Source organism: Pseudomonas sp. R3-41 (genome assembly GCF_054161485.1).
Map to the genome: position 1 here is coordinate 5,471,190 of NZ_CP096421.1, position 20,730 is coordinate 5,491,919.

20 protein-coding genes are annotated in these 20,730 nt (G+C 62.0%); 13 read left to right on the forward strand and 7 right to left on the reverse strand.

Translation table 11 applies throughout. From position 1 onward, the window contains the following. Nucleotides 1–29 precede the first annotated feature (29 nt). The 8 genes from livH (at nt 30) to M1D99_RS23600 (ending at nt 6,380) form a co-directional block, all read left to right on the forward strand. Nucleotides 30–953 (forward strand): high-affinity branched-chain amino acid ABC transporter permease LivH, encoded by a 924-nt coding sequence (livH, locus tag M1D99_RS23565; protein ID WP_014336891.1) that lies wholly within the window; start codon nt 30–32, stop codon nt 951–953. After that, nucleotides 950–2,206: a high-affinity branched-chain amino acid ABC transporter permease LivM gene (locus M1D99_RS23570; protein ID WP_458130851.1), complete on the forward strand. Its 1,257-nt coding sequence runs from the start codon at nt 950–952 to the stop codon at nt 2,204–2,206. Before livH ends, M1D99_RS23570 begins: the two co-directional genes overlap by 4 nt. Continuing rightward, a complete protein-coding gene (gene livG / locus M1D99_RS23575; protein ID WP_053119044.1) occupies nt 2,203–2,970 on the forward strand; it encodes a high-affinity branched-chain amino acid ABC transporter ATP-binding protein LivG in 768 nt (255 codons plus the stop codon). The genes M1D99_RS23570 and livG overlap by 4 nt, the downstream gene beginning before the upstream one ends. Continuing rightward, nucleotides 2,971–3,672, forward strand: coding sequence for an ABC transporter ATP-binding protein (locus M1D99_RS23580; RefSeq protein ID WP_053119042.1), 702 nt, complete (start codon nt 2,971–2,973; stop codon nt 3,670–3,672). A 276-nt stretch (nt 3,673–3,948) separates the two neighbouring features. Then, complete coding sequence (locus tag M1D99_RS23585) at nt 3,949–4,254, forward strand: BufA1 family periplasmic bufferin-type metallophore (protein ID WP_058544229.1); 306 nt, start codon at nt 3,949–3,951, stop codon at nt 4,252–4,254. A 25-nt stretch (nt 4,255–4,279) separates the two neighbouring features. Further along, a complete protein-coding gene (gene bufB, locus M1D99_RS23590) occupies nt 4,280–5,149 on the forward strand; it encodes an MNIO family bufferin maturase (protein ID WP_186730432.1) in 870 nt (289 codons plus the stop codon). Next, complete coding sequence (locus M1D99_RS23595; RefSeq protein ID WP_186708457.1) at nt 5,146–5,904, forward strand: HvfC/BufC N-terminal domain-containing protein; 759 nt, start codon at nt 5,146–5,148, stop codon at nt 5,902–5,904. Before bufB ends, M1D99_RS23595 begins: the two co-directional genes overlap by 4 nt. After that, the gene (locus M1D99_RS23600; RefSeq protein WP_434571974.1) at nt 5,901–6,380 is read left to right on the forward strand and encodes a DoxX family protein; all 480 of its coding nucleotides are present in this window, start codon (nt 5,901–5,903) and stop codon (nt 6,378–6,380) included. The genes M1D99_RS23595 and M1D99_RS23600 overlap by 4 nt, the downstream gene beginning before the upstream one ends. A gap of 122 nt (nt 6,381–6,502) precedes the next feature. On the opposite strand, the gene M1D99_RS23605 is transcribed toward M1D99_RS23600, so the two are convergent. Next, entirely contained in the window at nt 6,503–7,417 is a 915-nt protein-coding gene (locus tag M1D99_RS23605) for a LysR family transcriptional regulator (RefSeq protein ID WP_186708454.1), read from the reverse strand. Between the two features lie 104 nt (nt 7,418–7,521). On the opposite strand from M1D99_RS23605, the gene M1D99_RS23610 reads away from it, so the two are divergent. The 3 genes from M1D99_RS23610 (at nt 7,522) to M1D99_RS23620 (ending at nt 10,687) form a co-directional block, all read left to right on the forward strand. Continuing rightward, complete coding sequence (locus tag M1D99_RS23610) at nt 7,522–8,121, forward strand: short chain dehydrogenase (protein ID WP_458130852.1); 600 nt, start codon at nt 7,522–7,524, stop codon at nt 8,119–8,121. A 204-nt stretch (nt 8,122–8,325) separates the two neighbouring features. Next, nucleotides 8,326–9,000, forward strand: a complete 675-nt coding sequence (locus M1D99_RS23615; RefSeq protein WP_458132162.1) for a hypothetical protein — start codon at nt 8,326–8,328, stop codon at nt 8,998–9,000. A 73-nt stretch (nt 9,001–9,073) separates the two neighbouring features. Then, nucleotides 9,074–10,687: an NAD(P)/FAD-dependent oxidoreductase gene (locus M1D99_RS23620; RefSeq protein ID WP_458130853.1), complete on the forward strand. Its 1,614-nt coding sequence runs from the start codon at nt 9,074–9,076 to the stop codon at nt 10,685–10,687. Nucleotides 10,688–10,855: 168 nt separating this feature from the next. On the opposite strand, the gene M1D99_RS23625 is transcribed toward M1D99_RS23620, so the two are convergent. Beyond that, the gene (locus M1D99_RS23625) at nt 10,856–11,950 is read right to left on the reverse strand and encodes a PLP-dependent cysteine synthase family protein (RefSeq protein ID WP_186730435.1); all 1,095 of its coding nucleotides are present in this window, start codon (nt 11,948–11,950) and stop codon (nt 10,856–10,858) included. A 267-nt stretch (nt 11,951–12,217) separates the two neighbouring features. Here M1D99_RS23625 and nhaA point away from each other — a divergent pair, with 267 nt between their 5' ends. After that, complete coding sequence (gene nhaA, locus M1D99_RS23630) at nt 12,218–13,402, forward strand: Na+/H+ antiporter NhaA (RefSeq protein WP_434571980.1); 1,185 nt, start codon at nt 12,218–12,220, stop codon at nt 13,400–13,402. Between the two features lie 921 nt (nt 13,403–14,323). On the opposite strand, the gene M1D99_RS23635 is transcribed toward nhaA, so the two are convergent. Then, nucleotides 14,324–14,788: an outer membrane lipoprotein gene (locus tag M1D99_RS23635; protein WP_003184697.1), complete on the reverse strand. Its 465-nt coding sequence runs from the start codon at nt 14,786–14,788 to the stop codon at nt 14,324–14,326. A gap of 171 nt (nt 14,789–14,959) precedes the next feature. Between M1D99_RS23635 and M1D99_RS23640 the strand changes: the two genes are divergently transcribed. Then, nucleotides 14,960–15,241, forward strand: coding sequence for a hypothetical protein (locus M1D99_RS23640; RefSeq protein ID WP_434571982.1), 282 nt, complete (start codon nt 14,960–14,962; stop codon nt 15,239–15,241). Here M1D99_RS23640 and pdxH read toward each other — a convergent pair. From pdxH to dinG, 4 genes are all read right to left on the reverse strand, one after another. Beyond that, the gene (pdxH, locus tag M1D99_RS23645) at nt 15,189–15,836 is read right to left on the reverse strand and encodes a pyridoxamine 5'-phosphate oxidase (protein ID WP_003198446.1); all 648 of its coding nucleotides are present in this window, start codon (nt 15,834–15,836) and stop codon (nt 15,189–15,191) included. The genes M1D99_RS23640 and pdxH overlap by 53 nt on opposite strands. Before the next feature lie 24 nt (nt 15,837–15,860). Beyond that, nucleotides 15,861–16,991, reverse strand: a complete 1,131-nt coding sequence (locus M1D99_RS23650; protein WP_434571985.1) for an OmpA family protein — start codon at nt 16,989–16,991, stop codon at nt 15,861–15,863. Between the two features lie 117 nt (nt 16,992–17,108). Continuing rightward, nucleotides 17,109–18,254 carry a serine hydrolase domain-containing protein gene (locus M1D99_RS23655; protein WP_434571987.1) on the reverse strand — a complete coding sequence of 382 codons (1,146 nt, stop codon included), beginning with the start codon at nt 18,252–18,254 and terminating at the stop codon, nt 17,109–17,111. 284 nt (nt 18,255–18,538) lie between these two features. Further along, a complete protein-coding gene (dinG, locus tag M1D99_RS23660) occupies nt 18,539–20,683 on the reverse strand; it encodes an ATP-dependent DNA helicase DinG (RefSeq protein WP_434571989.1) in 2,145 nt (714 codons plus the stop codon). Between the last annotated feature and the right edge of the window lie 47 nt (nt 20,684–20,730).

Sequence of the window (20,730 nt, forward strand, 5' to 3'; positions counted from 1 at the left end):
ATGCGTATCAGGTTTTTAGGAGCGCTGTAATGCCTGACATCTATCACTTCTTCCAGCAGCTGGTTAACGGCCTGACCGTTGGCAGCACGTATGCCCTGATCGCCATCGGCTATACGATGGTCTACGGCATCATTGGAATGATCAACTTCGCCCACGGCGAGGTCTACATGATCGGCTCCTACGTGGCGTTCATCGCCATCGCCGGGCTGGCCATGATGGGACTCGACAGTGTCCCGCTGTTGATGACCGCGGCTTTCATCGCGAGCATCGTGGTCACCAGTTCCTATGGCTACAGCATCGAACGGATCGCCTACCGCCCCCTGCGCGGCAGCAACCGTCTGATCCCGTTGATTTCCGCCATCGGTATGTCGATCTTCCTGCAGAACACGGTACTGCTTTCGCAAGACTCCAAGGACAAATCCATTCCCAACCTGATCCCGGGCAACTTCGCCATCGGGCCAGGCGGGGCACATGAAGTGCTGATTTCCTACATGCAAATCGTGGTGTTCGTGGTGACGCTGGTCGCCATGCTCGGCCTCACGTTGTTCATCTCTCGTTCCCGCCTCGGCCGCGCCTGCCGCGCCTGCGCCGAGGACATCAAGATGGCCAACCTGCTGGGCATCAACACCAACAACATCATCGCCCTGACCTTCGTCATCGGTGCGGCCCTGGCCGCCATCGCCGCGGTGCTGTTGAGCATGCAATACGGCGTGATCAACCCCAACGCCGGCTTCCTCGTGGGCCTGAAAGCCTTCACCGCCGCGGTACTGGGCGGCATCGGCAGCATCCCCGGCGCCATGCTCGGCGGGCTGGTGCTGGGCGTGGCCGAAGCCTTTGGCGCCGACATCTTCGGCGACCAGTACAAGGACGTCGTGGCATTCGGCTTGTTGGTTCTGGTTCTGTTATTCCGGCCGACCGGCATCCTGGGCCGCCCGGAGGTTGAGAAAGTATGACTAGGCATCTCAAATCGGCGCTCTTCAGCGCCCTGCTGGTCTGGGCCGTGGCCTACCCGGTACTGGGTCTTAAACTGACCATCGTCGGCATCAACCTGGAAGTGCACGGCACCAGCCCGGCCATCCTGGCGACTATCGCCGTGTGCTCGCTGCTGATGTTCGTACGCGTGTTGTTCAGCACGCAGATCAGCGCGGCCTGGAAGTCTTCGCCCGGCCTGCCGGTGATCCCGGCCAAGGCCAGCAACTTCCTGACCCTGCCGAGCACCCAGCGCTGGATCGTGCTGGGCCTGATCGTCGTGGCCCTGGTGTGGCCGTTCTTCGGCTCACGCGGCGCGGTGGACATCGCCACGTTGATCCTGATCTACGTGATGCTGGGCCTGGGCCTGAACATCGTCGTCGGCCTGGCCGGCCTGCTGGACCTGGGTTACGTCGGTTTCTACGCCGTCGGTGCCTACAGCTACGCGCTGCTGTCCCATTACTTCGGCCTGAGCTTCTGGATCTGCCTGCCGATCGCCGGGATGATGGCCGCCACCTTCGGTTTCCTGCTGGGTTTCCCGGTCCTGCGCTTGCGCGGCGACTACCTGGCGATCGTGACCCTGGGTTTTGGCGAGATCATCCGTTTGTTCCTGCGTAACCTGACCGACATCACCGGTGGCCCGAACGGCATCAGCAACATCGAGAAACCGACGTTCTTCGGCCTGACCTTCGAACGTAAAGCCGCCGAAGGCCTGCAGACCTTCCACGAGTACTTCGGCCTGGAATACAGCTCGATCAACAAGGTGATCTTCCTCTACCTGGTTGCCCTGTTGCTGGCCCTGGCCGCGCTGTTCGTCATCAACCGCCTGCTGCGCATGCCGATCGGCCGCGCCTGGGAGGCATTGCGTGAAGACGAAATCGCCTGCCGTGCGCTGGGTCTCAACCCAACCGTGATCAAACTGTCGGCCTTCACCCTCGGCGCTGCGTTCGCCGGTTTTGCCGGTAGCTTCTTCGCCGCTCGCCAGGGCCTGGTGACGCCGGAATCCTTCACCTTCATCGAGTCGGCGATCATCCTCGCCATCGTGGTGCTGGGCGGGATGGGCTCGCAGTTGGGCGTGATCCTGGCGGCGATCGTGATGATCCTGCTGCCCGAAATGATGCGTGAATTCAGCGAATACCGCATGTTGATGTTCGGCGCCTTGATGGTGCTGATGATGATCTGGCGTCCTCAAGGTCTGCTGCCTATGCAACGCCCCCACATGGAGCTGCGCAAATGAGTCGCGAGATCCTGAAAGTCGAAAACCTGAGCATGCGCTTCGGCGGTTTGCTGGCGGTCAACGGCGTAGCCCTGACCGTGCAAGAGAAGCAAGTGGTTGCCCTCATCGGGCCGAACGGCGCGGGCAAGACCACCGTGTTCAACTGCCTGACCGGCTTCTACCAGCCAACTGGCGGCACCATCCTGCTGGACGGCGAGCCCATCCAGGGCCTGCCCGGTCACCACATCGCCCGCAAGGGCGTGGTGCGCACCTTCCAGAACGTGCGGCTGTTCAAGGACATGACAGCGGTCGAGAACCTGTTGATCGCCCAGCACCGTCACTTGAACACCAACTTCTTTGCCGGCCTGTTCAAGACCCCGGCGTTCCGCAAGAGCGAACGCGAGGCCATGGAATACGCCGAGTACTGGCTGGACAAGGTCAACCTCACCGAGTTTGCCAACCGTACCGCCGGGACCCTGGCCTACGGTCAGCAACGGCGCCTGGAAATCGCCCGCTGCATGATGACCCGCCCGCGGATCCTCATGCTCGACGAACCGGCCGCCGGCCTGAACCCGAAGGAAACCGAAGACCTGAAGGCGTTGATCGGCGTGCTGCGTGAGGAGCACAACGTCACCGTGCTGTTGATCGAGCACGACATGAAGCTGGTCATGAGCATTTCCGACCACATCGTCGTGATCAACCAGGGCACGCCCCTGGCCGACGGCACGCCGGAACAGATCCGCGACAATCCTGAAGTGATCAAAGCCTACCTGGGGGAAGCGTAAATGCTGCAGTTCGAAAACGTTTCCACCTTCTACGGCAAGATCCAGGCCCTGCACAGCGTCAACGTCGAGGTCCGCCAGGGCGAAATCGTCACGCTGATCGGTGCCAACGGCGCCGGCAAATCCACCCTGCTGATGACGCTCTGCGGTTCGCCCCAGGCCCACAGCGGCAGCATCCGCTACATGGGTGAGGAACTGGTGGGTCAGGACTCGGCGCAGATCATGCGCAAGAGCATCGCCGTGGTGCCTGAGGGCCGTCGGGTATTTGCCCGTCTGACCGTGGAAGAAAACCTCGCCATGGGCGGTTTTTTCACTGACAAGGGCGACTATCAGGAACAGATGGACAAGGTCTTGCACCTTTTCCCACGCCTGAAAGAACGCTTTACCCAGCGCGGCGGCACCATGTCCGGCGGCGAACAGCAAATGCTCGCCATCGGCCGTGCGCTGATGAGCAAGCCCAAGCTGCTGCTGCTCGACGAGCCGTCCCTGGGCCTGGCACCGATCATCATCCAGCAGATCTTCGACATCATCGAACAGCTGCGCAAGGATGGCGTGACGGTGTTCCTGGTGGAGCAGAACGCCAACCAGGCGCTGAAAATCGCCGACCGGGCGTACGTGCTGGAGAACGGTCGCGTGGTGATGCAAGGCACCGGCGAAGCCTTGCTGACCGACCCGAAAGTGCGCGAGGCGTACTTGGGCGGTTAAGTCTGGCGCAAAAAAAAAAACGGCCTTCGGGCCGTTTTTTTTGCCCTTCGTAAAATGATTGCCTTTGTGGCGAGGGAGCTTGCTCCCGCTCGGTTGCGCAGCGACCGCAACACCTTGGGGCCGCTGCGCGGCCCAGCGGGAGCAAGCTCCCTCGCCACGGGTTTGGGGAAAACCGAAAAAAATCTGCAAACGCTGTAACGCTTTCCCCTCTCCCTCCTCTAGTTCAGTAGACCGGCACTAACGCCGGTTCATTTCCCTGAAGACTGGAGAATCACCATGACTGCTTCGACCCGCACCCTGTCCGCCACCGCCCTGGTCCTGGCCCTGGGCTCTGCCCTGAGCATGACAGCCGTCTCGACCGTCCACGCAGCCGACGACACCATGGAGAAATGCTTCGGCGTTGCCCTAAAAGGCAAGAACGATTGCGCCGCCGGCGCCGGCACCACCTGCGCAGGTACGGCAAAAATGGACTACCAGGGCAACGCCTGGAAATCGGTGCCAAAAGGCACTTGCACCACCATGGAAAGCAAAACTTCCCCGACCGGTTTCGGCCAGCTCGAAGCGTTCAAAGCCAAATCCTGATCGCATCTGCCTGAGGCCCGTCACCATGTTGAAGACCCCTTCCCCCGCCCTTGATAGCCGGTTGCCGCCCAAGGCGGGGCTGGGGCTCAAGAGCGAGCATTTTCGTGAAGTGCTCCAGACCCGACCGGATCTGGGCTTTTTCGAAGTGCACGCGGAAAACTACATGGTGGCGGGCGGGCCGCTTCATCACTTCCTGGGGCGGATACGCGAGCAGTACCCGCTGTCATTGCACGGTGTCGGCCTGTCGATCGGTGGGGAGGGGCCGCTGGATGTTGCGCATCTGCAGCGCCTGGCCGCATTGATCGAACGCTATCAGCCCCAGTCTTTTTCCGAACACCTGGCCTGGTCCAGCCACGGCCCGGTGTTCCTCAATGACCTGCTTCCCCTGGCCTACGACGAAGCAACCCTCGACCGCGTCTGCCAGCACATCGATCAGGTCCAGAGCAGCCTCAAACGCGCGCTGTTGCTGGAAAACCCGGCCACCTACCTGGCCTTCGAAGCCTCGACCCTCGACGAGCCACACTTCATCAGCGAAGTGATCCGCCGTACTGGCTGCGGCCTGCTGCTGGATGTGAACAACGTCTACGTTTCGTGCATCAACCACTGCCGCGATCCCTTGGCCTACCTCGGTGCCCTGCCCTTGCACGCGACCGGCGAAATTCACCTGGCCGGCTTTGCCGAAGACACCGACAGCCTCGGCGAGCGCCTGCTGATAGACGATCACGGCGCCCCCGTCGACCACGCCGTCTGGCAACTGTATCTCAAGGTGCTGGAGCGGATCGGGCCGGTCGCCACCTTGATCGAGCGCGACAACCACGTGCCTGCGTGGGAGGTGCTGCTGGCCGAAGCGCGCCAGGCCGATCGGCTGTTGAGCGCCGCAGGAGCGCGGTCATGAGCAACCAGCACGCCTTCACCGCCGCCCTGCTCGACCCGCGCAAAGCGTGTCCGCCCGGCTTGGTCAGCGCCAACGGCGCGGCCCCGGAAAGCCGTTTCGCGGTGTACCGCAATAACGTGCTCGGTTCATTGATCAACGCCCTGGCCGACAACTATCCGGTGGTGGTGCATCTGGTGGGTGAGGAATTCTTTCGGGCCATGGCCGGGGTCTACGTCCAATCGACAGCGCCGCGAAGCCCGGTGATGAGCGACTACGGGGACGATTTTGCCGAATTCATCAAACACTTCGAACCCGCCGCCAGCGTGCCGTACCTGACGGACGTCGCTCGCCTGGAGCGACTGCATCTACAAGCCTGGCATGCCGCCGACGCCGAGCCCATGGCGCAAGAACAAATTGTAAAGGCGCTGTCGTCCCCCACGCTGGCGGGACACCTGAAGATTGGGCTTCACCCGTCACTGCGCCTGCTGCAATCGCCCTTCGCCGTGGTGACGATCTGGGCCGCCCATCAGCACCAGACGCCGGTGCCGTTCGAAGCTTTCCCCGCGCAAAACGCCTTGGTGCTGCGCAACGGCCTGGACGTGAAGGTGTTTGCGATCAGTCACGCTGCCCATGGCTTTATCACGGCCCTGCAACAGGGGGTGTCCCTGATTGCAGCCATTGAAGCCTCAAACGACCTCGACCTGGAACACACCCTGGCGGGCCTCATCCGTCATCAGGCCATCACTCACCTCCTCGCCGAACAGGTATCTCCATGAACACCCTGATTGCCGGTTTCATTCAATGGCTGGAGAAAATTCCCCACAGCCTGATCGCCTTCGTCGCACGTTTCTCGATTGCCGCGGTGTTCTGGAAATCCGGCCAGACCAAAATCGAAGGCCTGGCCATCGACCTGCTCGATGGCACCTTCCAGATCGGCCTGCCGCATCTGGCGGACTCGACCATTCCCCTGTTCAAAAGCGAATACGCCCTGCCGCTGCTGTCGCCGGAACTGGCCGCGTACCTGGCGGCCTCAGCCGAGCATGTGTTCCCGGTGCTGATCCTGCTTGGCCTGGCGACACGCTTTTCGGCGCTGGCCTTGTTGGGCATGACCGTGACCATCCAGCTGTTCGTCTACCCGGACGCCTACCCGACCCATGGCACCTGGGCGGCGGTCTTGCTCTACCTGATGGCCCGTGGGCCGGGGCTGCTGTCGATCGACCACCTGATTGCCAAGCGCTACGCCCACGCCTGAACACAGATCCCATGTGGGAGCGGGCTTGCTCGCGAAGGCGGTGGGTCAGTTTGCACATATGCTGGATGTACAACCGTCTTCGCGAGCAAGCCCGCTCCCACAAAAAATCTCCAATGGCTGGACTATCGCTGCAGTCGATCCAACGCCTCGCCGCTGCGCTTGAACCAATCGATCAAATAATCAGCCAGCACCTGGGTGCGCTTGGGCAGGCCGCCCTGGTACGGGTGCACCAGGTACATCGGCATGCGCCGGGTCTGGTAATCGCGCAGCAGCCAATGCAGGCGCCCGTCAGCCAACTCTTCATGCAGCAGGTACGACGGCAGCCGGGCGATTCCGGCGCCGGCCAGGGCGGCTTTTTTCAGCAGGCTGTAGTGATTGCTGGCAAACGGCCCTGAGACTCGGACCCGCAGCAGTTCGTGCTGCTGGTGGTAAAGCCATTCTTCCCGACCGCTGTAGTGGCTGTTGAGCAAGCAGCGGTGCTCAGCCAGGGCCTGGGGCGTCTCAGGTGCGCCGTAACGCTCAAGGTAGGCCGGGCTGGCGCAGGTCATTTCGTGCCACGCCAGCACTGGCCGGGCGACCAGCCGTTCATCGATGGCAGCGTCGGAACGGATCGCCAGGTCGAAGCCATCGCGGCTCAAGTCACGGTAGCCGTTGTTGAGCTCCAGTTCGATCTGCACGTCGGGATAGGTGCGAGCGAACTCCGTCAACAAACCCTCGAAGAACGTTTCGCCCAACGAAACCGGCACCGTCATACGCACCGGCCCGGAGATGTCATCCTTCAACCGCGCCAATGCCTGACGCGCCCTTTCTACTTGCACCAACAATGCCTGGGCCTGGGGCAACAACGCCGCCCCTGCCGCCGTGAGGCTCAAGCGTCGAGTGGTGCGTTGCAGCAACACCACTGAAAAGCGCTTCTCCAACAAGCTGATGCGCTTGGACAACTGACCCTTGCTGCACCCCAACTGCTGGGCCGCCAAGGTAAAACTGCCGGCCTCCATCAACACGGCAAATGCCGCCAGGTCATCCATTTCGCTCATTGGATTGTTTCCAAATGAAAACCAAAGGTTGCCTATTAGCATGATTATCAATGGAAAGAACCCCTCTAGACTGAAAACTCATTCAGCCCATTGAGGAACAGCTCATGAAAATCCTGTTGATCGGCGCCAACGGCACCATCGGTTCGGCCATCGATAACGAACTGTCGCCCCGCCACGACATCGTTCGGATCGGCCGTCACAGCGGTGAATTGCAAGTGGATATCAGCGACAGCGCCTCGATTCGCGCCCTGTTCGAGAAGACCGGCCGTTTCGATGCCTTGGTCTGCGCCGCCGGCAACGTCACCTTTGCGCCCCTGGCCGAGATGACCGAAGACAGCTTTGCCCTGGGCTTGAAAGACAAACTGATGGGCCAGGTCAACCTGCTGCTGATCGGCCGCGAATTCGCCAACGACGGCGCATCCTTCACCTTCACCACTGGCGTGCTCAGCCACGATCCGATCAAGAGCGGCGCGTCGGCGGCCCTGGTCAATGGCGCCCTGGACAGTTTCGTGCGCGCCGCGGCAATCGAGTTGCCACGGGGCCTGCGGGTCAACTCGGTGAGCCCGAACGTGCTACTGGAAGCCATGGACAAATACGCGCCTTATTTCCGCGGCTCCAAGCCCGTACCCGCAGTGGACGTGGCATTGGCCTACGCCAAGAGCGTCGAAGGCCTGCAAACCGGTCAGACGTTTCACGTGGGTTGACCGATCACCTACCCGTGTAGGGGCTGCCGAAGGCTGCGATCTTTTGATCTTTTGATCTTTTGATCTTTGGTCTTTCATTCAAGACTCAATTGTCAGGGGAAAGATCGCAGCCTCGTTGCACTCGACAGCTCCTACACCGCTCCTATGGGTTGTGATGTGGGATCAGTCTGAGTAACGTGGCGACACTTGTCTGGAGACCCAATGATGCGTGCCGCCCGCTCCCTGCTGTTTGTCGCCCTCCTGCCGCTGTTCACCGGCTGCCAATTGCTCGACGCCCCTCGTCAGAGCGCCTCCCACGCCGGCCAGGTGCGCCTGCAGGGCGAACTCACGGCGGCCGATGGCAAACTGGTCATCCAGCCGTGCCAGGAACAACGCCGCTACATCGTCAACGACGCCGGCGGCACCAGCGTCCTGCAACAAGCTGCATCCTTGGCCGACGATCACGGCAAATTGTTTGCCGACGTACGCGGTCGCATCGTTTCCAGCGCGGCGGCCGGTACCGACAGCCAGTTGGACGTCGAGCAGCTCTATCGCCTGGAACCGTCGGGGACCACATGCGACAACGCTGACTTCAAACGCATGATTCTGCGTGCAGTGGGCCACAGTCCGGAATGGACCCTCACGGCCAGCGGCAAGGGCCTGGTACTGGATCGCGTAGGTCAGCCGCCACTGGCAGTGCCTTATGTCGAAGAGCAATTGGGCGATGGCCGCTTCAACCTCGGCACCGAAGCCAACGGCGAGAAAGTCGAACTCTGGGTGACACCGGCACGCTGTATCGACAGCGCCACTGGCAGCGTGCAACACATGAGCGCCGAGTTGCGAGTCAACAACCAGGTCCAGCGCGGCTGCGCCTACTTCGGTGGCGCGCGCGACGACTGATTCACCGCTTTTGGCTTATAATCGCCGGTTCACGCCCTGGTGCAGTTGTGCATCCCGCGAACCGGACCCCGCCATGTTACGAATCACCGAACTCAAGCTGCCAATCGACCATCCCGAAGAAGACCTGCGTCCCGCCATCGTGCAACGCCTGGGCATCGCCAGCGATGACCTGCTCGACTTCACCTTGTTCAAGCGCAGCTACGACGCGCGCAAGAAATCCTCGGAACTGTGCTTCATCTACACCATCGACCTGACGGTGCGCGATGAAGCCAGCGTGCTGCGCAAGTTCGCCGATGACCGTAACGTCAACGAAGCGCCGGATGTCAGTTACAAAGTGGTGGGCCAGGCGCCGACCGACCTGAGCGAACGGCCGATCGTAGTCGGCTTCGGCCCGTGCGGGATCTTCGCCGCCCTGTTGCTGGCACAGATGGGTTTCAAGCCGATCATCCTCGAGCGTGGCCCGGAAGTGCGCCAGCGCACCAAGGACACTTGGGGCCTGTGGCGCAAAAGCGTGCTCAATCCCGAATCCAACGTGCAGTTCGGTGAAGGTGGCGCAGGGACGTTTTCCGACGGCAAGCTCTACAGCCAGATCAAGGATCCGAAATTCCTCGGTCGCAAGGTCCTGCACGAATTCGTCAAGGCCGGTGCGCCGGAAGAAATCCTCTACGTCAGCAAACCACACATCGGCACCTTCCGCCTGACAGGCGTGGTGGAAACCATGCGTGAGCAGATTCGCGCCCTGGGCGGTGAAGTGCGCTTCGGGCAGCGGGTCACCGACGTTTTGATCGAAGACGGTCAACTGGTTGGCGTCGAGCTGGCCAGCGGTGAGCAGATCCATTCGAAACACGTAATCCTGGCCTTGGGCCACAGCGCCCGGGACACGTTCCGCATGCTCCACGGTCGGGGCGTGTACATGGAAGCCAAGCCGTTCTCGGTGGGTTTCCGTATCGAACACCCGCAATCGCTGATCGACAGTGCGCGCCTGGGCAAATACGCCGGCCATCCGAAACTCGGCGCCGCCGATTACAAGCTGGTGCACCACGCCAAGAATGGTCGTTCGGTGTACAGCTTCTGCATGTGCCCGGGCGGCACCGTGGTGGCGGCGACGTCCGAGCCGAACCGCGTCGTGACCAACGGCATGAGCCAGTACTCGCGCAATGAGCGCAACGCCAATTCCGGCATCGTCGTCGGCATCACCCCGGAAGTGGATTATCCAGGTGGCCCACTGGCCGGGATTGAATTGCAGGAACGCCTGGAATCCCATGCGTTCGTGCTCGGCGGCAGCAACTACGAGGCTCCGGCGCAACTGGTGGGCGACTTCATCGCCGGCAAGCCGTCTACGGCCCTGGGCAGCGTCGAACCTTCCTACAAGCCAGGGGTGTCCCTCGGTGACTTGGCCTTGGCCCTGCCGGATTTCGCCATCGAAGCTATCCGCGAGGCCCTGCCGGCGTTCGAGAAACAGATCCGCGGCTACTCGCTGCATGACGCCGTGCTGACCGGCATCGAAACCCGCACCTCATCGCCCCTGCGCATCACCCGCAACGAGTCGCTGCAGAGCCTGAACGTCAAGGGCCTGTTCCCGGCGGGTGAAGGCGCCGGCTACGCGGGCGGGATCCTGTCGGCGGGGGTGGACGGGATTCGGATTGCCGAGGCGGTGGCGCGGGATATCCTGGGACTCGAGGGCTGACAGAGGTCTGCTTATGGAAGTGATGCTGTTCACTTAAAGTCCTGAGTAACAGCATTACCCTGTGGGAGCGGGCTTGCTCGCGAATGCGATACACCCTTCACCGATAAGTTGACTGACCCACCGCCTTCGCGAGCAAGCCCGCTCCCACAAGACGTCAGTGTCTCGGGATCAGATATTCGCCCGCAACACACTCTCCGGCAGTGCCTCGCCCCGCTCCACACTCGCCGCCACGATGTCCATCAGCCCATTCAACTCATAGCCCTGGGCCTTGAGCCACGCCGGGTCGTAATAGGTCGTGGCGTAGCGCTCGCCACCGTCACACAAGATCGCCACGATCGATCCCGACTCCCCGGCATCTGCCATCTGCCGGGCCGCCATGAGTGCGCCGATCAGGTTGGTGCCGCTGGACCCACCGACCCGTCGTCCCAAGCGCTCGGCCAGGTAGTGCATGGCCGCCAGTGACAAGGCATCCGGAACCTTGACCATCGCATCGATGACTTTCGGCAGGAACGACGCCTCGACCCGCGGCCGGCCGATGCCCTCGATGCGTGAACCGCAGTCCAGGCGCAGGCTCGCGTCGCCACTGCGGTAGTAGTCGAAGAACACGGAACGCTCGGCGTCGGCGCATAACACGCGGGTGCCGTGCTGGCGGTAACGGACATAACGTCCCAGGGTCGCCGTGGTGCCGCCGGTGCCAGGGCTGGAAATCAGCCAAGCGGGCTCCGGATGCCGCTCGAAGCGCATCTGCTGGAAGATCGATTCGGCAATGTTGTTATTGGCCCGCCAGTCCGTGGCGCGCTCGGCGTAGGTGAACTGGTCGATGAAGTGCCCATCATGCTCGCGGGCCAAGCGTTCGGATTCGGCGTAGATCTGCGTAGGGTCGTCCACCAGGTGGCTCTGGCCGCCATAGAACGCAATCTGTGCGATTTTTTCCTTGGAGGTGGTCGCCGGCATCACCGCAATGAACGGCAGGCCCAGCAACCTGGCGAAGTAAGCCTCGGAAATCGCCGTCGAGCCGCTGGAGGCCTCGATCACTGGCGCACCGGGCTTGAGCCAGCCGTTACACAACGCATAGAGAAACAGCGAGCGCGCCAGCCGATGCTTGAGGCTGCCGGTGGGATGGCTGGACTCGTCCTTGAAATACAGTTCGATGCCCGGCAGGCCAGGCAGCGGCAGCGGAATCAGGTGGGTATCGGCGCTGCGCTGGAAGTCAGCCTCAATGATGCGGATCGCTTCGCGGGCCCACTGGCGATGGTCGTTCATGGTGTTTTCTCACTGATCGGTTCGACGCGGGGAAATCACGCGGTCGTGCAGGCAAGGGCTGGCGTTCGGAAAAACCAGACGCCAGCTTAGGAAAAAACCGACATCGCGCACAGGTACAGCTAAGGTCCAATATGGCCCGTAACTGCCGACTGCGTGGCGCAGGCCTTGTAACTACATATAACAAAAAAGAATATAACTTTTGTTTTAACAACTAACAGTACGGGTTAGGGTGTGCCATCTTTTTGATTCAATGAATGGAGAGCGATCGTGGCTCTACGCAATTCTCTGACACGTTTTTTTCAACTGGAGGCTGCCAGCGGCCTGCTGCTGATCGCTGCCGCCGTGCTGGCCCTGGTCATCAACAATTCGCCGCTGTCCTGGCTGTACAACGGCCTGCTCGACACACCGGTGGTCGCCCAAGTCGGCGCGCTGAAGATCGCCAAACCCTTGCTGCTGTGGATCAACGACGGCCTGATGGCGATGTTCTTCCTGCTCATCGGTCTCGAGGTCAAGCGTGAGGTCCTCGATGGGCAGTTGTCGAAACCTTCGCAAATCGTCCTGCCAGGGGCGGCGGCGATTGGCGGTATGGTGGTGCCCGCCCTGATCTATTGGTTTCTCAACCGCGACAATCCTCCCGCTCTCGCTGGCTGGGCGATTCCCACCGCCACCGACATCGCGTTCGCCCTCGGTGTACTGGCCTTGCTCGGCAAGCGGGTGCCGGTGTCGCTCAAGCTGTTCCTGATGACCCTGGCGATCATCGACGACCTGGGCGCCATTATCATCATCGCCATCTTCTACTCCGGCGCCCTTTCCACCTTGTCGCTCATGCTGGCGGCCGCCTGCATCGCCGCGCTGGTGGCGATGAACCGGATGGGGGTGGTCAAGCTCGGGCCCTACATGGTCGTGGGCCTGATCCTCTGGATCTGCGTGCTCAAGAGCGGTGTCCATGCCACGCTTGCCGGGGTGACCCTGGCGTTCTGCATCCCGCTGCGCACGAAAAACGCCGAGACCTCGCCGCTGCTGACCCTGGAACATGCCCTGCATCCCTGGGTGGCCTACGGCATCCTGCCGCTGTTCGCTTTCGCCAATGCTGGCCTGTCCCTGAACGGCGTCACCGTCGAGAGCTTCACCCATCACGTACCGATGGGGATTGCCATCGGCCTGTTGCTGGGCAAGACCGTCGGCGTCTTCGGCCTGACCTGGCTGGCGGTTAAAATCGGCATCGCCAGCCTGCCCGCCGGGGCCAATTGGGGGCAGATCCTGGGGGTGGCGATCCTTTGCGGGATCGGCTTTACCATGAGCCTGTTCGTTGGCTCCCTCGCGTTCGAGCCGGGTGTGAGTGACTACGCCGGCATGGATCGGATGGGGATTCTTACGGGTTCGATATTGGCGGCGTTGTTGGGGTATGCGGTGACGGCGGCGGCCAGTCGTAAGCCTGCATTGCCAAGCTGATCTAGCTTTTTTAAAGCCATTCTGGACGGTGTGAATATCCGTTGCTGCGGTAACGGCCACTGGCGGTTCCGCTCTTACAGCGGGTCACTTTTGGAAGAGCGCCAAAAGTAACCAAAAACGCTTTGCCCCACCACTCGGCACCTCGCCTAGGCTCGGTGTGCCCTCAGCTCCGTGGGCCCGCCGCGAAGGGCCATCCATGGCCCAGCGCGGCTATCCCGGCATCCATGCCGGGTTGCCCACTGCGCAATGCCTGCGTTCGGCCAGCGTGGTTTAACGGGGCGCCCAGATCAAGATCAAGATCCAAAGCAAGAGCAAGAGCAAGAGCAAGAGCAAAGCGGGGCACATGCCGGCATCTATGCGGCTGAGCCACCGCTATCGCGAGCAGGCTCGCTCCCACATTGGATCTACAGCAGACACAAAACCCATACACACCGCAAAACCTGTGGGAGCGGGCTTGCTCGCGAAGAGGCCAGCCCGTCCAACATCTTCATCGACTGTGACATCGTCTTCGCGAGCAGGCTCGCTCCCACAATAGGCCTGCAGCCAGACACGAGACTCATGGGCACCTGGATCACCTGTGGGAGCGAGCCTGCTCGCGATTACACCGGCACCTCCAACATCACTGCAAACTGACACACCGCCTTCGCGAGCAAGCCCGCTCCCACAGGAGGAACGCGGTCCCCAGCATGAGCCAGGTCGGCTATAAGGCCGCCTCGCTCGGCTTTTGATTTTGATCTGGGGCGCCCCGTTAACCACGCTGCCTTCGTGGCGTCTGAAAAAAGTGACCCGCCGTAAGAGCTGAACCCTAAGCCGCCGTTACCGCAGCAACGGATATACACCCCGCAACCCGAAACAAAATCCATAAAAAAACGGCGCTTTCCCTCCCAGGAACAAGCGCCGTTTTTCTGACCTGATTCCAGCTTAGTGCGATACGCGACTCGTGCCATCCACAGTGGAAATACGAACCCGCTCACCCACACGGAACACCTCGTTCTCCTGAACCTGCTGCACATAGGCACGCATACTGCCGTCATCTTCACGCACAGTGATTTCCACACCCTGGGTACGGGTCAGGCCTTCTTCAGTGGCGGAACCGATCAGGCCACCGGCCACGGCGCCGATCACAGCAGCGACGATGCTGCCACGGCCACCACCGATGGCGCTGCCGCCCACACCACCGACCACGGCACCCGCCGCACCGCCGATCGGGGTCTTGGTGCCTTCGATCTTGACCGGACGCAGGGATTCGATGGTCCCCATGCGAATCGTCTGCACGCGACGCGCTTCGTCACGGGAGTAGGAGTCACCGGTCAGGCTCGACTGACAGCCAGTGAGCAACATCGCCATCGTGGAAAAGGAAGCAACCAGCAAAACAGACTTACGCATAGCATCAACTCCAAAAGACAGGGATTCATTAAACTCCCCAGCTTGACGCCTGTCACGGCCTTGCCGGGATAAAATTGTTTTCATTCAGGTGGGATACAGGCGCACCGGAAAAATTCACCAAACAGTAGCGCCAATTTACGAAACCTGCGTCATCAACCCAGGGATTTTTTCATGGACTATTTCATTATCGTCGTCACCACCGTGGCCGGCCTGTACTTCCACGGGTGGCTGTACGTGCGGATCAAACGCTGGATGGACCGCGACCTGGCACTGTCGTTGGCGGGGCAGGATGAGCAGAAAAAGACCTACATGCTGCAACAATTGACCCGCGCCCGAGAGCAAGGCATCAAGCGCAGGGACCTGCCGCAATGGTTGCAAACCGCTGCGGCAGATTATCCGCCTAAGGCGCCAGGCGCTCGCGAGTCCAGTTCGCCCCTTGCAGGCGGTAGTTGAGGCGATCATGCAGGCGGCTTGGGCGGCCCTGCCAGAACTCGATGCGCTCGGGCAGCAAGCGGTAACCGCCCCAATGCTCCGGGCAATGGGGTTGGCTGTCACTGAAACGTTGCTCGGTGGCCTTGAGCAAATCGTCCAACTCCGCGCGCCCTGAAATCACCCGGCTCTGGGGTGAAGCCCAGGCGCCGAGACGGCTGCCCAGCGGGCGAACCTGGTAATAGGCGTCCGACTCTTGCGCCGTGACCTTGACCACTTTGCCTTCGATGCGCACCTGGCGTTCCAGGGCCGGCCAGAAAAACGTCATGGCCGCGAATGGATTCGCGGCCAGTTGTTGGCCCTTGGCGCTGTCGTAGTTGGTGAAGAACGTAAAGCCCAGGGCATCCAGGCCCTTGAGCAGCAGGATCCGGCAATGCGGGCGCCCCTCTGCATCCACCGTCGCCAGGGTCATGGCGTTGGCCTCCACCGGGGCCTGTTCGGTTTTCACCGCGTCGGCGAACCATTGGTGGAACAATGCAAACGGCTCGGCCGGGGCTTGTGCCTCGGTCAAGCCGTCGCGGGTGTAGTCGCGGCGCATATCAGCCAGCGGTTGGGTCATGGCGCATTCCTTATGGTTAGCCCATCACTGCTTCGGAGTCTCGGCGGCCGCGACTTTCTTGGTATCGGTGGCGGCTTTGGCCGGTTGGGGTTTCTTCGCCGGGGTGGCGGGCTTGGCCGGGGCTTTTTTTGCAGGCGCCTTGGTCGCGGCTTTTTTGGCCGGCGCTTTCTTGGTCGAGGCTTTCTTGGTCGAAGCCACCGCTTTTTTAGCCGCAGGCGCAGGGGCCGGGGCAGCAGGCTTCACATCCTGGGCGGCAACCATGGTCACCGGGGCCGGCGCCGGCATGTTGTATTTGCTCAGCAGCGCAACCATGGTGTTGGCGGGCGTGACCAGCAGTTCCACACGACGGTTCAAGGCACGACCCTCGACGCTATCGTTGGCCGCACGTGGCGCCACTGCGCCCATGCCGCGCAGCATCAGGCGATCGCGTTGCAGGCCGCTGAGGCGGAAAATCGCCGCCACGGACTGGGCACGCTCCTGGCTGAGTTTGAGGTTGGCCGGGGCGGCGCCCGAGGTATCGGCATGGCCGAGAATCAGCACGGCGGTCTTCGGATCGGCCTCGAGGATCTTCGCCACGCGGGTGAACGGGCCGAGCGTCACAGGCAACAGCATGGCCGGGCGGTCCGGGTTGAACGAGCCGTCCACGGGCGCGGTGACCACCAGCACGTTGTCGCGGCGCTCGAGTTCGAGCTTGCTGTCCTTGATGGCGGTGCGCAGCTTCGGCTCGTAGTCGTCGAGCCAGGCCTGGGTAACTTTCGGATCGGGCATCGGCACCGCCTTGGCGGTTTCCTGATCCTTGCCGCCGAACGGCCACCACCACTTGCCATTGCTTTCGGCTTCGGCCTTGGCAACCGCTGTTGGCGCCTTGGCCTCAGGCTTGGCTTCAGCTTTTGCTTCGGCTTTTTTGGCGGCGTCTGCGGCGGTTTCCTCGGAAGAGAACGGCCACCACCAATGGCTGGCACCCTCGGCCTTGGCTTGCGGTGCGACGGCGGCTGGCTTCAGGGGCGCCACTGGCGCCGCTTCCTTGGCCGCTACCTTGTCGGAAGAACCGAACGGCCACCAGCCACTGCTGCCCTCGGCATCATTTTGTGGGGTTTGTGCGCAACCGGTGATAGCGAAGCACAGCGCCAGAGCGAGGGTTTTATTCGATGACATTGGATATCCACAAAATGATCTAGATGAAAAAACAAGGCCATGTTTTGGCCGCATAAACAGACGCTTGGAAACTGAAAAGGACACGAGGTTCCTGTGTCCATGGCCTTCAATGGCGTTTTATAGACAAGTGGCAAGCACCCGCGCAAGGTTCTGCGCGCGCGGGTCCATCAACACGTAAGGCCCAAGCGTGTTGGTCACGAAGCCGAACGCGACATCATGTTCGGGATCGGCAAACCCGATCGAGCCTCCTGCCCCCGGATGACCGAACGCCCGTGGGCCGAGGCCGTAGGTCGCATTCGGCACATCCGGCTGGTCAAGCATGCAGCCCAGGCCGAAACGGGTCTGGGTCAACAACGTCTTATCCTCGCCGAGGCTGTGCTGGCGAGTCAGTTCGTCGAGCATTTCACCTTCCAGCAGGCTGCCATCGAGCAGTCCCGCGTAGAACCCAGCCAGGCTACGGGCATTGCCGTGGCCGTTGGCCGCCGGTTGCTGCATGCGCCGCCATTCCGGTTTGTTGGTGCTGGTCATGATCGACGGCGGATTGATAAAAGCCCGGGTGGTCATGGCCGTGGGCTCGCGCATCGTCACCTGCAACAGGCGCTGGGCCGCCGCATCGCCGACGTTGCCTTTGCCACGGGCGATGTGGGCCACGCGATAAAATTCCTCGTCGGCCAGGCCCACGTGAAAATCCAGGCCCAACGGCTTGGCGACGCGGGCCACGATGGACTCCCCCGGGCCTCGCCCGTCGGCCCGGCGCAACAACTCGCCCGCCAGCCAGCCGTAAGTGATCGCGGCATAACCGTGACCCTCGCCCGGCGTCCACCAAGGCGTTTCGGCCGCCAGGGCGTCGACCATGGTTTGCCAGTCATACAGCGCTTCGGGCGGCAACAGCTCACGCAACGCCGGAAGTCCGGCCTGATGGCAGAGCAGTTGGCGCAGGGTAATGCCAGCTTTGCCCGCCGCCGCAAACTCAGGCCAATAGCGGGCCACCGGGGCGTCCAGTTGCAACTTGCCTTCGGCCACCAGTTGCAAGGCGGTGACGGCGGTGAACGTCTTGGTGCAGGAGAACAGGTTAGCGATGGTGTCGCTGTGCCAGGCTTCATGGCCATCCTTGTCGGCGGTACCGGCCCACAGGTCGATGACCGTGCGCCCCCCCACCTGGATGCACAACGCCGCGCCGCGCTCCTGGGGGTCATCGAACAATGCCGCGAACGCTTCACGCACCGCTTCGAACTGAAGCTCGTAATGACCTTGAATTTGCACCCGTAACTCCCTTGAAACAAACACTTTTAAGGTGGCTGGCATTGTTTCAGCCATTCAGGCTTTTGGGAACCGCCGCAAGACGGCTGACCGGACTGGTTCTGGCCTTTGTGGCGAGGGAGCTTGCTCCCGCTGGGGTGCGCAGCAGCCCTGTTCAGACCGCACGCCATAGGCCTGGCACACCGCTGTGCCAGGTTTGGGGCTGCTGCGCAGCCCAGCGGGAGCAAGCTCCCTCGCCACAAAAGCGTCCATTTGCCACAAAAGCGCCCTTGCCACAGCAACACGTATCAGGAAATCTCCCGCCGAAACGGTGGCAATGCATTGAGGATCGCCTTGCCATAGCGCTGGGTCACCAGCCTGCGGTCGAGCAAGGTGATGGTGCCGCGGTCTTCTTCGGTGCGCAGCAAGCGGCCACATGCCTGGACCAGCTTCAGCGAAGCGTCCGGCACGGAGATTTCCATGAACGGATTGCCTCCGCGGGCTTCAATCCACTCGGCCAGCGCCGCCTCTACCGGATCGTCGGGAACCGAGAAGGGGATCTTGGCGATCACCACGTGCTCGCAATAGGCACCGGGCAAGTCCACGCCTTCAGCGAAGCTCGCCAGGCCGAACAACACGCTGGAATCACCGCCGTCGACCCGTGCCTTGTGCTTGTTCAGGGTTTCCTGCTTCGACAGGTTGCCCTGGATGAACACCTGCTTGCGCCAATCACGGTCCAAGCCATCGAACACGTCCTGCATCTGCTTGCGCGAGGAAAACAGCACCAGCGTGCCCCGTGAGCCTTCCACCAGTTCCGGCAGGTCGCGGATGATCGCCGCCGTATGGCCGGCGGCGTCCCGGGGGTCGGCCTTGAGGTCCGGCACCCGCAGCACACCGGCGTCGGCGTGATGGAAGGGGCTTGGCACCACGGCGGTCACGGCCTTCTTCGGCAGGCCGGCGCGCATGCGGAAGCGGTCGAACGTGCCGAGGGCGGTCAGGGTGGCGGAGGTCACCAGCGCGCCGTAGGCCACGTTCCACAGGTTGCGCCGCAGCATTTCCGCCGCCAGGATCGGGCTGGCATTGACCTCGATGTCGAACAGCGAACCGCTTTCGGCCAGGGTCAGCCATCGCGCCATCGGCGGGTTGTCTTCCGGGTCTTCGGCGGTGAAGGCCGTCCACAGTTCCCAGTTGCCTTGGGAGCGGGACAGCAGGCTGCCGAACAGCGGATACCACTCCTCGGCCTGGTTGCTGGCGATACCAATGTTGACCTCGCCATCCATGCCCTCCTTGAGCAGGTCGGTCAGCCGCGTGAACAGATCCGTCAGGCGCGCGAAACCTTTCTTGAGCTCGATGCCCATGTCGCGCATGTGTTCAGGAATCACCCCGCCGACAAACCGGTGGCGTGGCCGCTCACGCCCCTCGACGTCTTCGCCGGGCTTGAAATCGGCCACTTGCTCGCACGCGGTGAACATGAACTGCTGGTTCGTCTTGATTTCCCGCGCCAGCTCCGGCACTTGCTCGATGAACTTGCCCAGGTCGCCCGGCAACGGATGCTGGGCCAAGAGCTTGGTGAGGTTCTTGGCGGTGGTTTCCAGCCAATCGGCGGTGGAGCGCAGCCGGGTGTAATGGGCGAAATGGCCGATGGCCTTGTCCGGCAGGTGATGGCCTTCGTCGAACACGTAGATCGTGTCGCGCGGGTCCGGCAGCACCGCACCGCCGCCCAGGGCCAGGTCGGCCAGGACCATGTCGTGGTTGGTGACAATGACGTCGACCTTGCCCATGCCTTCCCGGGCCTTGTAGAAGGCGCACTGGCCGAAGTTAGGGCAATGGCGGTTGGTGCACTGGCTATGGTCGGTCGTCAGGCGAGACCAGTCGGCGTCTTCCAGGGCCGTGGACCAGCTGTCGCGGTCGCCGTCCCATTTATTGCCGGCCAGCTTTTCGATCATGCTGGTAAACAGCTTCTGGCTGGCTTCATCGACCTCGATCTTGAAGCCTTCTTCTTCGAACAACTGGGCCGTGGCGGTCTGGGCGTGGCCTTCCTGAAGCAACATGTCGAGCTTGGACAGGCACATGTAGCGCCCGCGGCCCTTGGCCAGGGCGAACGTGAAGTTCAGCCCGCTGTTGCGCATCAGGTCGGGCAGGTCCTTGTAGACAATCTGCTCCTGCAGGGCGACGGTGGCCGTGGCGATCACCAGGCGTTTGCCAGCGGCCTTGGCAGTCGGAATCGCTGCCAGGCTGTAGGCCACGGTCTTGCCGGTACCGGTGCCGGCCTCCACCGCCACGATGGCAGGCTCGCCGCTGCGCCGGCCTTCGTCGTCGGTGTCGATGTCACCCAGGACTTTTGCCACTTCGGCAATCATCAGGCGCTGGCCATATCGCGGCTTGAGGCTCTTGGCTTCGAGAAAACGCGAATAGGCGCCCTGGATCGTGGTTTTGAGTTCGGTGCTGATCATGAATGGTCGGGCGCTAAAAACGCTGGATAAATTTTCAGTGGTTCGGA

Coding starts and splice junctions, on each gene's coding strand:
- livH (WP_014336891.1), top strand. CDS start 30: ATGCCTGACATCTATCACTTCTTCCAGCAGCTGGTTAACGGCCTGACC.
- M1D99_RS23570 (WP_458130851.1), top strand. CDS start 950: ATGACTAGGCATCTCAAATCGGCGCTCTTCAGCGCCCTGCTGGTCTGG.
- livG (WP_053119044.1), top strand. CDS start 2,203: ATGAGTCGCGAGATCCTGAAAGTCGAAAACCTGAGCATGCGCTTCGGC.
- M1D99_RS23580 (WP_053119042.1), top strand. CDS start 2,971: ATGCTGCAGTTCGAAAACGTTTCCACCTTCTACGGCAAGATCCAGGCC.
- M1D99_RS23585 (WP_058544229.1), top strand. CDS start 3,949: ATGACTGCTTCGACCCGCACCCTGTCCGCCACCGCCCTGGTCCTGGCC.
- bufB (WP_186730432.1), top strand. CDS start 4,280: ATGTTGAAGACCCCTTCCCCCGCCCTTGATAGCCGGTTGCCGCCCAAG.
- M1D99_RS23595 (WP_186708457.1), top strand. CDS start 5,146: ATGAGCAACCAGCACGCCTTCACCGCCGCCCTGCTCGACCCGCGCAAA.
- M1D99_RS23600 (WP_434571974.1), top strand. CDS start 5,901: ATGAACACCCTGATTGCCGGTTTCATTCAATGGCTGGAGAAAATTCCC.
- M1D99_RS23605 (WP_186708454.1), bottom strand. CDS start 7,417: ATGAGCGAAATGGATGACCTGGCGGCATTTGCCGTGTTGATGGAGGCC.
- M1D99_RS23610 (WP_458130852.1), top strand. CDS start 7,522: ATGAAAATCCTGTTGATCGGCGCCAACGGCACCATCGGTTCGGCCATC.
- M1D99_RS23615 (WP_458132162.1), top strand. CDS start 8,326: ATGCGTGCCGCCCGCTCCCTGCTGTTTGTCGCCCTCCTGCCGCTGTTC.
- M1D99_RS23620 (WP_458130853.1), top strand. CDS start 9,074: ATGTTACGAATCACCGAACTCAAGCTGCCAATCGACCATCCCGAAGAA.
- M1D99_RS23625 (WP_186730435.1), bottom strand. CDS start 11,950: ATGAACGACCATCGCCAGTGGGCCCGCGAAGCGATCCGCATCATTGAG.
- M1D99_RS23635 (WP_003184697.1), bottom strand. CDS start 14,788: ATGCGTAAGTCTGTTTTGCTGGTTGCTTCCTTTTCCACGATGGCGATG.
- M1D99_RS23640 (WP_434571982.1), top strand. CDS start 14,960: ATGGACTATTTCATTATCGTCGTCACCACCGTGGCCGGCCTGTACTTC.
- pdxH (WP_003198446.1), bottom strand. CDS start 15,836: ATGACCCAACCGCTGGCTGATATGCGCCGCGACTACACCCGCGACGGC.
- M1D99_RS23650 (WP_434571985.1), bottom strand. CDS start 16,991: ATGTCATCGAATAAAACCCTCGCTCTGGCGCTGTGCTTCGCTATCACC.
- dinG (WP_434571989.1), bottom strand. CDS start 20,683: ATGATCAGCACCGAACTCAAAACCACGATCCAGGGCGCCTATTCGCGT.